This window comes from Pseudoalteromonas sp. MT33b (genome assembly GCF_014117385.1).
GTDB classification, from domain to species: Bacteria; Pseudomonadota; Gammaproteobacteria; order Enterobacterales; family Alteromonadaceae; genus Pseudoalteromonas; species Pseudoalteromonas lipolytica.
On record NZ_CP059831.1, the window covers coordinates 575,742 to 590,375 of the forward strand.

Consider the following 14,634-nt stretch of genomic DNA (forward strand, 5'->3'; position numbering starts at 1 on the left):
TATTACTGATCCCAGTATACTTGTTCTAAACAATCTTCACGTTCAGGTAAACCACGCGATAGACGCGGAGAGTGCTGTACGAGAACTTCATAACTCGCACGGTTGGCATACTTGCTAATTTGCGCCAGTGATGAGTAAGTCATCGCTGGTTGCTGGTGTTTCGCCGAATTAGCAACATTAAGCTTGTGGTACACATTTGCAGATAAATCATGTAGCACAGCAGCGAGTGCACAATCACCCGCGCCATTGGTGTTTTTAATGCTATCAGGGCCGCCCATGAATGGGGCAGTGTGGCTGTATGCACGGATTGGGTTTTGACAATCGTCTTTTCTCATTGCACGCGAAAATTCATAGCGATTAAAGTCAGCGATAGCGCCTGGTAGCAGCGGGTACTCTGTTTCGCGTTTAAATTGCTCGTCAACATAACCGGCCATAAACAAGCCTTTTTCACCTGCAGTACAAATCACTAAGTCGGTCCAATCAAGTGCTTTATCTGCCGCAAGAAGTGGGTCTTCGAAGCCTGTAATCGCAAGGCCTTCTTCTTCATTCATTGCTAAGATATCGACATGCTTTTTAACAAAGTCGGCCCACCATAAAGGGTCTTGCTCAATTAAGAATTTAGTGCCTAGAGTCAATACCACTGGCACGTCTGCATCATTGGCATATTTAACTGCCTGCATGGTTGCTTCAGTCATGGTTTCATCACCTTGGGTACGCATTAAGTATGCGCTGATCACAAGTGCTGATGAATTTTCAATTAACTCTTTATCAATTGATTCAGGACGTAGATGATTCATTAAACCTGCGCTTATCGCGAAGGTGCGCTCACCAGTTTCATCAATCAGTGTAAAACAGCGACCAATTGGGCCATCAACAGGTTGTAAATAATCTAGATCAACCCGGCTTGATGTATTACATAAAAAACGGTACGCATAGCTGCCAATTTTAATGTTTTCACTCATTACACCTAACAACACAGAGCGATCATCAGCAAGTGTTGAGTAGTTATGCATCGTGTTACCGATGGTGCCACCTGCGAACTCGTAATCGATCATATCGTCAAGCTTTAGGCGGTCATATAATGCATTGGTAATGTCGCTATCAATTACCTGTGACATGCCACGGCGCAATTGAAATTCATCGAGGAAAGCTTGATCAACTTTCGCTTCAATATCGACAACTATTTGATCGATACCCGTTATATAACTACGTTGTAGCCGCTCGGTTGAGTTCAGTTGATTTGTTAGTGGATCTTTGGCTTCCACTGGAAAATAATGTTTATGCCTGCGGCGTCCAGGAAATTTCATTTGCTACCCGTGTATTGATATCAATTGCAAAGTGTAAATCAACAAATTTACCTAGTTGAATTGCTATTAGCTAAATAAAAAAAGCGCGAGATTATAGCGCAATATAGGTTCATTGAGCCATGATAAAGCCATTAAAATTTACTTTAATTTTTTAGTGTAGTCTTAATTATCGCCCTTTTTATCGACTAACTAGGTATAATTACAGGCAGTTTACAAGTTTTGTGTGATTTATGAGCGAACAATATAGCGACGAATACTGGATGAAAAAAGCCCTCGCTTATGCAAATGAGGCGGGAAACATTAATGAAATTCCTGTGGGGGCGGTATTAGTCAAAGACAATCAATTAATAGCGTATGGGTATAATCGCTCAATTACTGATAACGACCCTTCTGCTCATGCCGAAATGATGGCTATTCGTGAAGCAGGTAAGGCACTTAATAATTATCGGCTTATTGATTGCACTTTATATGTCACTTTAGAGCCTTGCTCTATGTGTGCAGGGCTATTAGTTCATAGCCGAATTAAGCGTCTGGTATTCGGCGCAAAAGACGCTAAAACAGGATCGGCTGGGTCTATTATGAACTTACTGCAAGAACCGCGTCTTAATCATCAGGTTGAAGTAACCGGTGAGATAATGGCTGAGCAATGTGGGGCTGTAATTTCGGCATTTTTTAAACGCCGCAGAGAAGAGAAAAAAGCGGCTAAACTCGCTGCTCGCAACGCCTAGTTAAACAACTGGCGTTGCAGGAGTTTCCTGTGCTTCCATTAATTGCATCGCGAATAAACGACGACGCCAAATAACTTTTTTGTGGGTATTGCGTAACATAATACGACGGCGAGTCGCTGTCGAATAGATAACATTCCGTTTGAACTTATGTGTGGTACGTCTTCTTTTTAACATGTGTGCTCCTTAAGTGAGAGTAAAGCATGACATTGTCCATTCCATCAATACTAGAAGATAATGATCATTTGATGACAAGTAAACAGGTTTCTCTGGCTTTAGGCTAGTTGTTATCTGGCTTTTGCTGTTCAGAGCTGGTTTGTTGTTGAGTGTCAGCTGGTTGAGCCGTATTTTCATCTAACTCAGGCGAAATGACGGGTTGTTCTTCAATGTTTTCTTCGGTGCTTGGATTGGCAATCGCATCATTTTCATCCAACCAAACCAAAGCATCGTAGTAACGGCGAATATTATCAACATACTTCACGGCAACATCGCCACGCGCGTAACCGTATTTAGTTTGACGATAATAACGCTTTTTAATGAGCAGCGGTAAGCGTTTTTTTACATCAGCCCATTTATCAGGGCTCGCGCCTTCTTGTTCTGTGATAATTCTCGCATCATTTACATGCCCCCACCCGACATTGTAAGAGGCTAATGCAAACCAAGTACGATCAGGCTGTGGGATGCGTTCTGGGATCCATGAAATGAGTTGAGCTAAATATTCGGCGCCCCCTTTGATGTTTTGCTCTGGGGCTAAGCGATTTGTTACACCCACTTGTTTCGCAGTCGCTTGTGTAAGCATCATGATACCACGCACTCCGGTGGGCGATTTTGCTTTAGGGTTCCACATCGATTCTTGGTAACTGAGGGCTGCTAACAAGCGCCAATCAATATTGCCTGCATACTGCTCAAACCACGGTTGGTATTTGGGTAAGGTTTCTTTTATGGCCTCAATATATGCCAGTGTATTTACATAATTGAACTGCCTTACATGGCCAAAATACTTTTCTTCGAGGACGTATAACTGATTATTTTGTTTTACCTCGCCGAAAAAAGGCACCATCAAAGCGTATAAAGAATCATCACCATCTTTTCTGAGTAGCCAAGCTATTGGGTCGTTTCTTGTTACTGAAAAGCCAATACTCAAATTAGGGTGGTAGCGTCTAAACAACGATAACGTGTGTGAATCAGCCAGTGTGTAATCTATTTCATTATCAATCACCGCCTGTAGTAGCTCTTCCTCATCCATGTCTTCTGTTTCATGCCAAGTTAGATTGGGGTGAAGTTGCTTTAGCTGTTGCAGCGCTAAGGAATGGCTGCTTTTGGCGAGTACGGTTAGGTTACCTGTTAAATCTGCAAACTCACGAGGACGAACATGCCCTTGTTTATAAACAAGCTTTTGACTAATTGTGCGGTAAGTCGGGCCGAATCGGTAGTGCTGCGCGCGAATTGTATTGTAGGTAAGACCCGATGCAATCACATCTAAATCGCCACTTTCGAGGCGAGCAAACATGTCGGATAAATTAAAAAATGGCACCATTTCAAGTTCAACACCAACGTAGTCAGCAAACTCTTGCGCCAATTCATATTCGAAACCTTGTACGCCTTGAGGGGCTTGGTAATAATTACTCGCACCCGCTAATGTGCCAATTCTAATTTTATTTTGTGCTTTGATTTGCGCTAATTGCGATGGTTGCTGTTGCATATCACACGCGCACAACATGAGCACTAGGCTAAAAATAGCGAGTAACTTTTGCATAAAAAATAAATGCCCCTTAATACATTACTTTACCGTTATAGCAAAACTTCGTTGCTGCGTCACTTGGCGAATAGTACTAACAAAAATTATGAGCGACCTTATCGTTATTTTATCAACTATAACAAGGGCCTGTATTATAACGACTGGTGAGCCTATCAACGTGAAGATTTATAACAGCTTTCATTGTGTTTAATTTCAACTGAAACTCGCATTTATACGGCGTAATTGATTTTAATAAGGGGGTGACCATTCTTTGCAATCAATACCTTGCCTAAATCGCGTTTAATTCCAACTGAAACTCGCATTTCGAGGTGGTTTGGGTATATAATACGCGCCTAAAATATCGTTCAATCCCTAACCCCGGATGAAAATACCTATGTTGATCCTTCGTGGTGCACCAGCACTTTCCGATTTTAGAGTTCAGAAAATTTTAGCGCGTTGCCAACAGGCGCAACTTCCAGTCACCAATGTTTATGCAGAATTCATGCATTTTGCTGATCTTACTGCTGAGCTTTCAGCTGATGAGCACACTAAACTGGAGAAGCTTCTTACTTATGGTCCAACTATTGCCGAGCATACACCAGCAGGGTCGTTAATTCTTGTAACGCCGCGTCCTGGTACTATTTCGCCTTGGGCATCTAAAGCAACTGACATTGCACACAACTGTGGTTTGAGCCAAGTTCACCGTGTAGAACGTGGTATTGCATATTATGTTGAAGGTCAGTTAAGTGCTGAGCAGCTTGCAGACGTTGCTGCGTTATTGCATGACCGTATGACAGAAGCAACACACGCTGAGATGGCTGATGCTGCTAAGCTGTTCCGTCATGATGAACCACGTCCTATGTCATCAGTTGACATTTTAGGTGGTGGCCGTGAAGCGCTTGCGACAGCTAATGTTGAGCAAGGTTTTGCACTTGCTGATGACGAAATTGATTACCTGGTAGAAAACTTCCAAAAGTTAGGGCGTAATCCGAACGACATCGAATTATTCATGTTTGCACAAGCAAACTCTGAGCACTGTCGTCATAAAATCTTTAATGCTGATTGGACAATTGATGGCATCGAACAGCCAAAATCATTGTTCAAAATGATCAAAAACACCTACGAGCAAAATCCTGAAAACGTACTATCAGCTTATAAAGATAACGCTGCGGTAATGAAAGGCTCGGTAGCGGGTCGCTTCTTCCCGAATAACGAAGGTGAGTACGCGTATCATCAAGAAAACATCGAAATTTTGATGAAAGTTGAAACTCACAACCACCCAACAGCTATTGCGCCATTCTCAGGTGCATCAACAGGCTCTGGTGGTGAAATTCGTGATGAGGGTGCAACAGGCCGTGGTTCTAAACCTAAAGCGGGTTTAGTTGGCTTTACGGTATCTAACTTACGTATTCCTGGTTATGAGCAACCGTGGGAAACTGATTTCGGCAAACCAGGTCGTATCGTTACTGCACTTGATATCATGACAGAAGGTCCATTAGGTGGCGCGGCATTTAACAACGAATTTGGTCGTCCTAATCTACTTGGTTATTTCCGTACATACGAAGAAAAAGTATCAAGCCATAACGGTGAAGAAGTACGTGGTTACCACAAACCTATTATGCTTGCCGGTGGTTTAGGTAATATCCGTTCTGAGCATGTTCAAAAAGGTGAAATCCCAGTTGGTGCAAAACTTATTGCACTAGGTGGTCCTGCGATGAACATCGGTCTAGGTGGTGGTGCTGCGTCAAGTATGACATCTGGCCAATCGAATGAAGATCTTGATTTTGCCTCTGTTCAACGTGAAAACCCTGAAATGGAGCGCCGTTGTCAGGAAGTTATCGACAAATGTTGGCAATTAGGTGATGCAAACCCAATCGCTTTCATTCACGATGTGGGTGCGGGTGGTTTATCAAACGCATTCCCTGAGCTAGTAGACGACGGTGGCCGTGGTGGTAAATTCCAACTACGTGATATCCCGAATGATGAGCCGGGTATGGCACCACACGAAATTTGGTGTAACGAATCACAAGAACGCTATGTACTTGCTGTTGCGCCAGAAGATTTCCCACGTTTCGAGGCAATTTGTAAACGTGAACGTGCAGAATTCGCAGTGATTGGTGAAGCCACTGAAGAGCGTCACTTAACGGTTGAAGACAGCCACTTTGGTAATAATCCTGTAGACCTTCCTCTTGATGTATTACTTGGTAAAGCACCAAAAATGCACCGCGAAGTTGAGTCTAAAAAAGCACAGTCGCAGCCATTAGATGTGACGGCAATTGATGCAGCTGATGCAGCACAGCGCTTATTACGCTTACCAACGATTGCAGAAAAAACTTTCTTAATCACCATTGGTGACCGTACGGTAACGGGCTTAGTTGCACGTGACCAAATGGTCGGTCCTTGGCAGGTGCCAGTTGCAAACTGTGCGGTAACAGCTGCGACGTATGATACTTACCACGGTGAAGCAATGTCATTGGGTGAGCGCACGCCAGCTGCACTTCTAAACTATGGTGCGTCTGCACGTTTAGCGGTGGCTGAGTCATTAACGAACATTGCATGTGCTAACATCGGTGGCCTTGAAAATATCAAGCTATCTGCAAACTGGATGGCAGCAGCGGGTCACCCAGGTGAAGATGCGGGTCTTTACGAAGCGGTTAAAGCGGTAGGTGAAGAGTTGTGTCCGGCACTTGGTTTAACGATCCCTGTGGGTAAAGACTCAATGTCGATGAAGACACAGTGGGATGAAAACGGTGAACAAAAATCAGTAACAGCTCCATTATCACTGATCATCACTGCATTCGGTCGCGTTGAAGACGTACGTAAAACAGTAACGCCACAGCTTCGCACTGATAAAGGTGAGTCATCGCTATTATTAGTCGATTTAGGTGCGGGTCAAAACCGACTGGGCGCATCAAGCCTTGCACAGGTTTACAAGCAATTAGGTGATGTAACCCCAGACGTTGATAACCCTGCGTTATTAAAAGGTTTCTATGAAGCGATGCAAGCGCTTGTTGCTGATAACAAGTTACTTGCTTACCACGACCGTTCTGATGGTGGTTTATTTACCACAATCGCTGAAATGGCGTTTGCTGGCCACACAGGCGTAACGGTTGACCTTGCTGGCTTAACGGGGTCAGACATCGAAGCACTTTATAACGAAGAGCTCGGTGCAGTAATTCAAGTTGCTAACGCAGATTTAGACGCAGTTAAAGCGGTACTTGCTGATCACGGCTTAGCGGCTATTAGCCATGAAATTGGTGCATTAAATGCCGATGACCGTGTGGTATTTACTCGCGGTGAGGCAGTCGTGCTTAATCACACACGCACAGAGCTTCGTACAATTTGGGCAGAAACAACTTACCAAATGCAAGCACGTCGTGATAACCCTGAGTGTGCTAAGCAAGAGTTTGATGCAAAATTTGATGCCAAAGACCCAGGTCTGAACGTTAAATTAAACTTCGACTTAAACGAAGACGTCGCTGCACCTTACATTGCAACAGGTGCAAAACCGAAAATGGCTATCTTACGTGAGCAAGGTGTTAACTCTCACTTAGAAATGGCTGCGGCATTTAACCGCGCAGGTTTTGCAGCGGTAGACGTACACATGAGCGACATTCTTGAAGGTCGTTTAACACTTGAGCAGTTTAAAGGCTTAGTGGCATGTGGTGGTTTCTCTTACGGTGACGTACTGGGTGCGGGTGAAGGTTGGGCTAAGTCAATCTTATTTAACGAGATGGCTCGCGAGCAGTTCCAAAGCTTCTTCCACCGCGAAGATACATTCAGCTTAGGTGTGTGTAATGGCTGTCAAATGCTTTCAACATTGAAAGAGTTGATCCCAGGCACAGAGCACTGGCCACGTTTTGTAACCAATAAGTCAGAGCGTTTTGAAGCACGTTTTAGCCTTGTAGAAGTACAAGAAAACCCATCGGTATTCTTTAATGGTATGGCGGGTTCTCGTATGCCAATCGCTGTTTCTCACGGTGAAGGTCATGCTGAGTTTGCTAACAGCGATTCAGTAAAAGCCGCGCTTGAGTCAGGCACTGTGGCTGTGAAGTTTGTTGATAACTACGGTAACCCAACAACGCAATACCCAGCTAACCCGAACGGCTCGCCAGAAGGTATCACAGGTATTACGTCTACAGATGGCCGTGCAACGGTTATGATGCCTCACCCTGAGCGTGTATTCCGTACAGTAGCGAACTCATGGCACCCTGATGAGTGGACAGAAGACAGCCCGTGGATGCGTATGTTCCGCAACGCACGCAAAAACGTGGGGTAGAGTTTAAGTAATCTACTTAGGTTCATATAAACCTATTAAACTAAAAAGGCTGCACTATTAAGTGCAGCCTTTTTGTTTATAATGGGTTGAGAAGCGAGAGCAAAGGCAAGGAGAGTTTTTTGAAGTTTAAACGTGCTATTACAGGCTTGTTAGGTTTAGTGCTCGGGGTTTTTCTGCTTGCCTATATTTTTAGATTACCACTGACCTCATGGTACGTAACGCCTGTGCTGAGTGCTAATGGCATTGAGCTGCATTGTATTGATTGGTCATTAACAAGAAAGCTTGATTTAAAGGTCGAAAAGCTGTGTTTGACTTATCAAGGTCAGCAATTAGAAGTTGCGGGTATACGTGCTAATAAGCAGCAAATTATCATTTCTCGTGCCAACCTTACGATCAATAGCCCCTTATCAAAAAGCGACAATCAGCGCACAGAATTAAAAAAACTTGCTTTAGACCTTCCAAAGCAAAGACCGCTTATAAATATTGAGCAGCTTGATATTTCGTCGGGTTTTAGCGCCGAGCCGGTTAGAGTCACCGTGCAAGAAAATCGCTTAAATCACTTTACAGTCAGCCGCGATATTAATGCGGATGTCACGGTTACTGGTGGTGAGATAGTCGCCAATATAATGCTTAATGATGAACTTGCCGGAAGGTTTATTGCGCTGCCAAAAAATGCCTATTTTTCGACTGACTCACAGATTAAGTTCGATGGCATAACACTCAATGTGGCCAGCTCTGTTACTGCCGATTATCAACATGAACATCAACATCAGCAAAATAAGCAAAGCATCGAACACTGTGATTTTAGCGCACAGAGCCGTGGCCAAGTAACGGCTGAATTTCAGCTCAATCAGCAACAGCTCACTGCTGATTTGAGTGGTTTAAAGAATCAAGTCGTTGTTTCACCTATTTGTTTAGATAAAATCGAACAGCAGCAATACAAAAAGTTTGCACGAGCACACACCCCCCTTACTTGGCATGTGCAGTTTACACAACCCATTGTGCTGCAACAAAAGCAGCTTTCTTTACCCGAGTTGGAACTGACTTCAAGTAATGAACAAGGCCAATTGGTGTTTAAAAATACCCAATTAGCGCTAGACGCTCCCCTTAAAACACTTTACTCACACGCTGTAGTAAATTTCACCAGTGACGAGATAGATAAGCTAATGTTGAAGGCTCGTATTGAAGCTGGGCGCGTTAACTCTGAATTTCAACTTTCACTGGCATCACTGCCTGATTTTATTGATGTACTAGCGGATAGCGTGAGTATCAAAGGGGAAGTAGAGCTTGAGAATATACTTACTCGTCCTATAGCGGGCAATCTCAATGCTGATATATCCGTTAAAAGAGCTCAAGTTTTTGATGCGAAAGTGACTGATTTAAAAACTAAAATAAACGTGCATCTCAGTGATTCACAGAACGTAACAGCGAAACTCAATAGTGCTATAAAGTCAGCGACCTATTCAGATATGCAGATGTCGGGACTAACAAATGAGCTCACAGTGAAGAGTGATTTAAGTGTGGGAGAGTTATTTGCTGATATTAGCGCGACCAGTAAATTAGCTAAGCTAGTGACTCCTAAACTGACATTAACGAATTTGTCTGTGGTGTCAAATGCAATCCAAAGTCGCGCATTACAGGCAACGCACCATGTTTTTGTCGACGGTATTGAAGCGCTGATAACACATCATATGTCTAAGGTTGCTCATCCATTTGAGTTGGTGATACCTGAACAAGCTATGTCAAAACTCAACCCTATTTTAAAGCAGTTTGAGCCATTAGCGACGTTAACCGATGGCGTTATCTCGGGCTTTATAAAAGGTGACGTAAACTTACTGCAGGCAAGCGGGGATATCCGCATTGCTAAGCTCAGTGCGCTTTATAATGATTATCTCGCTAATGATTTTAACACTCAGGTGAAGGCGGAGTTTAATTCAGGTCAGCTTAATATTGCCTCAACTAAATTTACACTTAATGAACTGCGTGCAGGTGCTGTGGTTACAAAATTACAAGGCCTATTACAGGTTGACGCAAATAAGCCATGTACATCAAATGTCACTGGTCTTGTGATGGGGGGAGCATTTGTTGTGAATGAATTTTGCCCGCTTGCAACAAGCCAAACTGCAATGATTAAGTTCGAAAACATCGACGCCAGCAAGTTGGTAACGCTGGATGCGGAGTCAGGTATTAGTTTATCTGGGCGCTTAGCAGGAACCTTGCCTGTCATTATAAATGAGCAGGGCATTGCCGTTAAGCAAGGGCAGCTGGTTAATCAAGGCGATGGTAAATTATTGATTACTAACAATGCAGGTTTTGAAGCGGTAAAAGCACAGCAACAAGAACTAAGTACCACGCTTAGCTTGTTAGAGAATTTAGATATTAAACAATTAAAAAGCAGTGTTGATCTTAAACCGGATGGGTGGCTGCACTTAGGTGTTAACTTACAAGGCTTTAATGAAAAACAGCAGCAAGCCGTTAATTTTAACTATAATCACGAGGAAAATGTGTTTACGTTATTAAGAGCACTGCGTTTAAGTGATGAGATTACTCAAAAGGTTGAGAAAGAGTATGCAAAAAAAGGAAGCAATAATGGCTAAATGGTTAGTAATGCTAACAGCCGTCGGTTTGTTAAGTGCTTGCACACACCGCGTTGAGGTAGCAGCAAAAGAACCGATTACAATCAACTTAAATGTGAAAGTTGATCACGAAATCCGCGTTAAAGTGGATAAAGAACTCGACACGTTATTCAGTGACGACAGCGAATTATTCTAAGGAGCAAACATGCGTAAATTCCAACTTAAAAAATTGAATGTGATCACTTTAATCAGTGCTGTTTGTTTATCATTTTCTGCTTGGGCTATTAGCCTAGATGAGGCTAAAAACCAAGGATTAGTGGGTGAAGATAGCTCTGGTTATCTCGGATTAGTCGTCAATAACAGTGAAGCGAAAGCCGTGGTTGATGAAATCAATGCGAAGCGTAAAGAGCAATACTTGAAACTTGCCAAAAAGAACAATTTATCTTTAGCGCAAGTAGAGGCATTGGCGGCCGCGAAAACTATCGAAAAAACAAAAACTGGTCACTATATTGAAGTGAATGGGCAATGGGTAAAAAAATAACCTATTAAAGGTGCTAAAAGCCAGCGAAAGCTGGCTTTAGCCTTTATCAATACAGCTTTTTAACAGCTGCTGCCAAAAGTCGATACCCTTGCGTCTTGCAAGTTTAATATTATGCTCAGGAATAGATTCAGGCTCATCGTAGTTGGCGAGCGCTTCGCTCATACTCGCTTCACGAATTAAATGAAGTGTCGGGTACGGAGCACGGTTTGTATAATTTGCAGCATCTGTCTCATCACTATCCGCAAACACATAATCGGGATGAAAATTAGCGATTTGATATTTCCCTTCAAAGCCTTGTGCAACTAGTAGCGCGTTGGCTAGGTCGACCAAATCTAAAAACTCGTCAAAATCACTAAAGCCTTGCTCAAACATTAGTAAAGTTGTTTCGCGCTGCTCATTGTGGTCAAGTTCCGTGCATTGCTCAAGCATATCCATGACAGCATCATCTAGCGTTACTGACGGACTGACTTGATAGTGAATACAGTTGTTTTCTACTTCTTTACGGGCAAATGGGCAAAAGTTGTATTTCACAATGACACTTGATACCCATTCGCGCATTTGTAGTTCGGGACGGCTTTTTGGCTGGTTATGATTCACGTTGTTTCTCTAAAAATTGCTCAATTAATTGCACTGTTTTACGAATAGCACCTTGATTATTAACAACACATTTTGCGGCTTGTTGACCTAACTTAACGAGGGCCTCGTTATCGGCACTTAAAGCGATAAGTGTTTCAGCAAGGTGCTGTTCATTGTTAACTGTTTTAGCGCCTTCAGCGTTTATAAGCTCAGGGTAAATATGGTCAAAATTATACGTGTGAGGACCTGCTAGTACGCCAACTGAAAATGCCGCAGACTCGAGTGGGTTATGGCCACCTCGTTCAATTAAACTGCCGCCAATGTAGCTTATGCGAGCAACGCCATACAGGCATTGTAGTTCACCTAAGGTATCGGCAAGAACGACTTGTTGGCTCGTATAATTATTCTCGCTGCGACGACTAAAAGTCATGTCTGAATGTTTAAGGAGTAATGCTACTTTATCAAATTGTTCAGGATGACGCGGAGCTATAATTAACAGGGCATCGGGTACTACACTGAGCAACTGCTGATGTGCACTTAGAACACGCTCATGTTCAATTGGGTGGGTTGAACCTGCAACCCAAATAAAGCGCGCGTTGTTATATTCGCTCTTAAGAGCGGCGACTTTATCTAATTGCGCGCGCGTGGGGGTAATATCAAATTTAATTGAGCCAAAGACACGCACCTTCTGCGGCGCTAAACCTAACTCAATAAAGCGGTTAGCATCATCTTGGTTATGACTGGCAAGGGCGCTAATTGAGTTCATAATCACGTTTGTTAAGGGCATCACTTTTTGATACCCCTGCTGCGACTTAGCTGAAAGCCGCGCATTTAAAACAAGTACTTCAATATTGCGTTTTTTACATTGCGCCATTAAATTGGGCCACAACTCTGTTTCCAGAATGCACAGGACGCGAGGCTTAATTCGCTTTAAAAACCGGCTGGTGGCACACGGGAAATCAATCGGTAAATAACAGCAACTGAGCGTATTTTTAAAGTTGTTCTTTATTTGCTCACGACCAGTGGGTGTATTACAGGTTACTAAAATACTTAGCTGCGAATTTTGCTGTTGCAGCGCCTTGATAAGTGGCGTTGCTGCTAAAACCTCACCAACAGACGCGCAATGTATAACCACGTCATGCTGTTGTAATGATGAAACACCAAAACGCTGTGTAAAATGCGCACGGTAGCCTTTATTTTTTTTTCCACGCAAAGCGTAAAGGTAGAAAATAATAAGCGGGCTAAGAATGTATAAAATGAGAGAATATAAAATACGTGCCATTGGTTAGCCTATCAGTGTAAAACATTATGATAGCGTGTTAGCCAATCGAGCTAAATATAAAATGTTAAAAAGGGTTATCTTGCAGAGTTTTAAGTGTTTCGTCGCCGCTAATTTGGTAGTATTTCAGTTACTTTATATTTAGTCTTTATAGTTATGAAATTTAAAATGATAAAAGCCACGGCTATAAGCGTGTTACTCAGTTGCTCTTCTCCTTTATTGGCAACACCCACCGCTTACTTACCGATTGGCATGGATGCACAGCTTGATCATCAATTAGATACTTTATTTGCATTAACCTCAAGCACACCTATGACGAAGCCATATCGTTTGGCTGAGGTAGAATACGCACTTAATAAACTTGAAAATAAAGCGCCAAGTTTGGCTGCAGCGATCCGCGCTAAGATTAAACCCTATCAGCGTGAAGATGCTATTACGCGTGTGGGTCTAAAATTTCAGGTCGATGGTGATACTACGAAGAAAATTGCTAATCAACGTGGTTTAAGCTCAGATGAGTGGGGCCAAGGCTTTTTTGAAGGTATTTGGCGTGCAAACGATTATACCTTAGTACAAGTTGGTGTTGATTACAGAGCCAAGCAAAATAAATTTGTGAATTACAATACTTTTGTAAGTTTTGCTGGAGATGATTTGCAACTGAATGTTGGTTATAAAGAACATTGGTTTTCACCGTTTAAACATTCAGCTCAAATTATTTCTACTAATGCAAAAACAGCCCCTTCTATTTCATTAGGTATGGTGCAACCTGCGCATAATTGGTGGAATTTTGACTTTGAGCTGTATTATTCTGAATTAGAGCATGTCGAAAACGGTATTTTATATCAAGGGGAGCTGCATAGCGGCACGCCAAAGCTTGCTGGTACGCATTTCAGTATAGAGCCCCTAAGTGGTTGGAAAATTGGCATCAACCGAATGATGCAATTTGGTGGTGGTCCTCGAGAGGTTGATGCAGGTGATGTGTTTGATGCATTTTTTGACCCAGCGGGTAATGATAATAGCGAGCTTGCAGGTGGGCCAGATAATGAGCTAGGGGATCAGTTTGCATCTATCACTAGCACTATCAATTTTGATTTTGGCTTTCCAACCGAGTTGTATTTTGAGTACGGTGGCGAAGACACAAAAGAGCACCAAAATTACCAATTCGGCAATATTGCTTATAGTATCGGTGCTTTCTTCCCACAAATAACGGATACCGTTGCGCTACGCTATGAGCATACAAATATGCACAGTTTGTGGTATGAAAATTATATATATCCAACTTTTGGGAACACCGTTGATGGTTTTGTCGTAGGACATTTTGCAGCGGATCAACGCTATTTCGGAGATGGTGTTCCATCTCAAACTCATGTATTAGAGCTGAGCTACTTAGAGTCTCTGAGCTCTTTATGGGTAGCGAAATTAACAAGCATTAAAAATGAGAGTAACTACCATTATGATATTGGCGGTTATAGTAAAGAATACGAAAGTGCCATTGAACTTCAACTGAGCAATACGCGTCAATTGAATGAACATACACTCGAAACCACCCTGACTTATGGCGAAGATGTGTTTGGTGAAAATTATACTTGGCTATCTGTTGCAGTATACTGGTAGGT

The 14,634-nt window shown here is 42.7% G+C and carries 11 protein-coding genes; 6 read left to right on the plus strand and 5 right to left on the minus strand.

The genetic code is table 11. The features are described from left to right. Positions 1-2: 2 nt before the first annotated feature. Positions 3-1,307, minus strand: coding sequence for an inosine/guanosine kinase (locus H3302_RS02760; RefSeq protein ID WP_075594081.1), 1,305 nt, complete (start codon positions 1,305-1,307; stop codon positions 3-5). A gap of 230 nt (positions 1,308-1,537) precedes the next feature. Here H3302_RS02760 and tadA point away from each other — a divergent pair, with 230 nt between their 5' ends. Continuing rightward, on the plus strand, positions 1,538-2,035 hold the full coding sequence (gene tadA, locus H3302_RS02765; protein ID WP_065978122.1) for a tRNA adenosine(34) deaminase TadA: 498 nt from the start codon (positions 1,538-1,540) through the stop codon (positions 2,033-2,035). Here tadA and H3302_RS02770 read toward each other — a convergent pair whose 3' ends face one another. Next, positions 2,036-2,209 carry a hypothetical protein gene (locus H3302_RS02770; RefSeq protein WP_162898022.1) on the minus strand — a complete coding sequence of 58 codons (174 nt, stop codon included), beginning with the start codon at positions 2,207-2,209 and terminating at the stop codon, positions 2,036-2,038. It lies immediately after the preceding gene. Positions 2,210-2,312: 103 nt separating this feature from the next. Next, the gene (gene mltF / locus H3302_RS02775) at positions 2,313-3,788 is read right to left on the minus strand and encodes a membrane-bound lytic murein transglycosylase MltF (protein WP_036970988.1); all 1,476 of its coding nucleotides are present in this window, start codon (positions 3,786-3,788) and stop codon (positions 2,313-2,315) included. Positions 3,789-4,164: 376 nt separating this feature from the next. Here mltF and purL point away from each other — a divergent pair, with 376 nt between their 5' ends. From purL to H3302_RS02795, 4 genes are all read left to right on the plus strand, one after another. Next, complete coding sequence (gene purL, locus H3302_RS02780; RefSeq protein WP_182396123.1) at positions 4,165-8,049, plus strand: phosphoribosylformylglycinamidine synthase; 3,885 nt, start codon at positions 4,165-4,167, stop codon at positions 8,047-8,049. A 119-nt stretch (positions 8,050-8,168) separates the two neighbouring features. Further along, complete coding sequence (locus H3302_RS02785; protein WP_182396124.1) at positions 8,169-10,646, plus strand: YdbH domain-containing protein; 2,478 nt, start codon at positions 8,169-8,171, stop codon at positions 10,644-10,646. Continuing rightward, the gene (locus H3302_RS02790; RefSeq protein WP_036970983.1) at positions 10,639-10,821 is read left to right on the plus strand and encodes a YnbE family lipoprotein; all 183 of its coding nucleotides are present in this window, start codon (positions 10,639-10,641) and stop codon (positions 10,819-10,821) included. The genes H3302_RS02785 and H3302_RS02790 overlap by 8 nt, the downstream gene beginning before the upstream one ends. A gap of 9 nt (positions 10,822-10,830) precedes the next feature. Next, a complete protein-coding gene (locus H3302_RS02795; RefSeq protein ID WP_182396125.1) occupies positions 10,831-11,166 on the plus strand; it encodes a YdbL family protein in 336 nt (111 codons plus the stop codon). 36 nt (positions 11,167-11,202) lie between these two features. Here H3302_RS02795 and H3302_RS02800 read toward each other — a convergent pair whose 3' ends face one another. Beyond that, entirely contained in the window at positions 11,203-11,724 is a 522-nt protein-coding gene (locus tag H3302_RS02800) for a DUF1415 domain-containing protein (protein ID WP_036971769.1), read from the minus strand. 28 nt (positions 11,725-11,752) lie between these two features. Beyond that, positions 11,753-13,024: a lipid IV(A) 3-deoxy-D-manno-octulosonic acid transferase gene (gene waaA, locus H3302_RS02805; protein ID WP_182396126.1), complete on the minus strand. Its 1,272-nt coding sequence runs from the start codon at positions 13,022-13,024 to the stop codon at positions 11,753-11,755. A gap of 153 nt (positions 13,025-13,177) precedes the next feature. Between waaA and H3302_RS02810 the strand changes: the two genes are divergently transcribed. After that, a complete protein-coding gene (locus H3302_RS02810) occupies positions 13,178-14,632 on the plus strand; it encodes a capsule assembly Wzi family protein (RefSeq protein ID WP_182396127.1) in 1,455 nt (484 codons plus the stop codon). Positions 14,633-14,634: the final 2 nt, after the last annotated feature.

Coding starts and splice junctions, on each gene's coding strand:
- purL (WP_182396123.1), top strand. CDS start 4,165: ATGTTGATCCTTCGTGGTGCACCAGCACTTTCCGATTTTAGAGTTCAG.
- tadA (WP_065978122.1), top strand. CDS start 1,538: ATGAGCGAACAATATAGCGACGAATACTGGATGAAAAAAGCCCTCGCT.
- H3302_RS02770 (WP_162898022.1), bottom strand. CDS start 2,209: ATGTTAAAAAGAAGACGTACCACACATAAGTTCAAACGGAATGTTATC.
- H3302_RS02810 (WP_182396127.1), top strand. CDS start 13,178: ATGAAATTTAAAATGATAAAAGCCACGGCTATAAGCGTGTTACTCAGT.
- H3302_RS02790 (WP_036970983.1), top strand. CDS start 10,639: ATGGCTAAATGGTTAGTAATGCTAACAGCCGTCGGTTTGTTAAGTGCT.
- mltF (WP_036970988.1), bottom strand. CDS start 3,788: ATGCAAAAGTTACTCGCTATTTTTAGCCTAGTGCTCATGTTGTGCGCG.
- waaA (WP_182396126.1), bottom strand. CDS start 13,024: ATGGCACGTATTTTATATTCTCTCATTTTATACATTCTTAGCCCGCTT.
- H3302_RS02795 (WP_182396125.1), top strand. CDS start 10,831: ATGCGTAAATTCCAACTTAAAAAATTGAATGTGATCACTTTAATCAGT.
- H3302_RS02800 (WP_036971769.1), bottom strand. CDS start 11,724: ATGCGCGAATGGGTATCAAGTGTCATTGTGAAATACAACTTTTGCCCA.
- H3302_RS02760 (WP_075594081.1), bottom strand. CDS start 1,307: ATGAAATTTCCTGGACGCCGCAGGCATAAACATTATTTTCCAGTGGAA.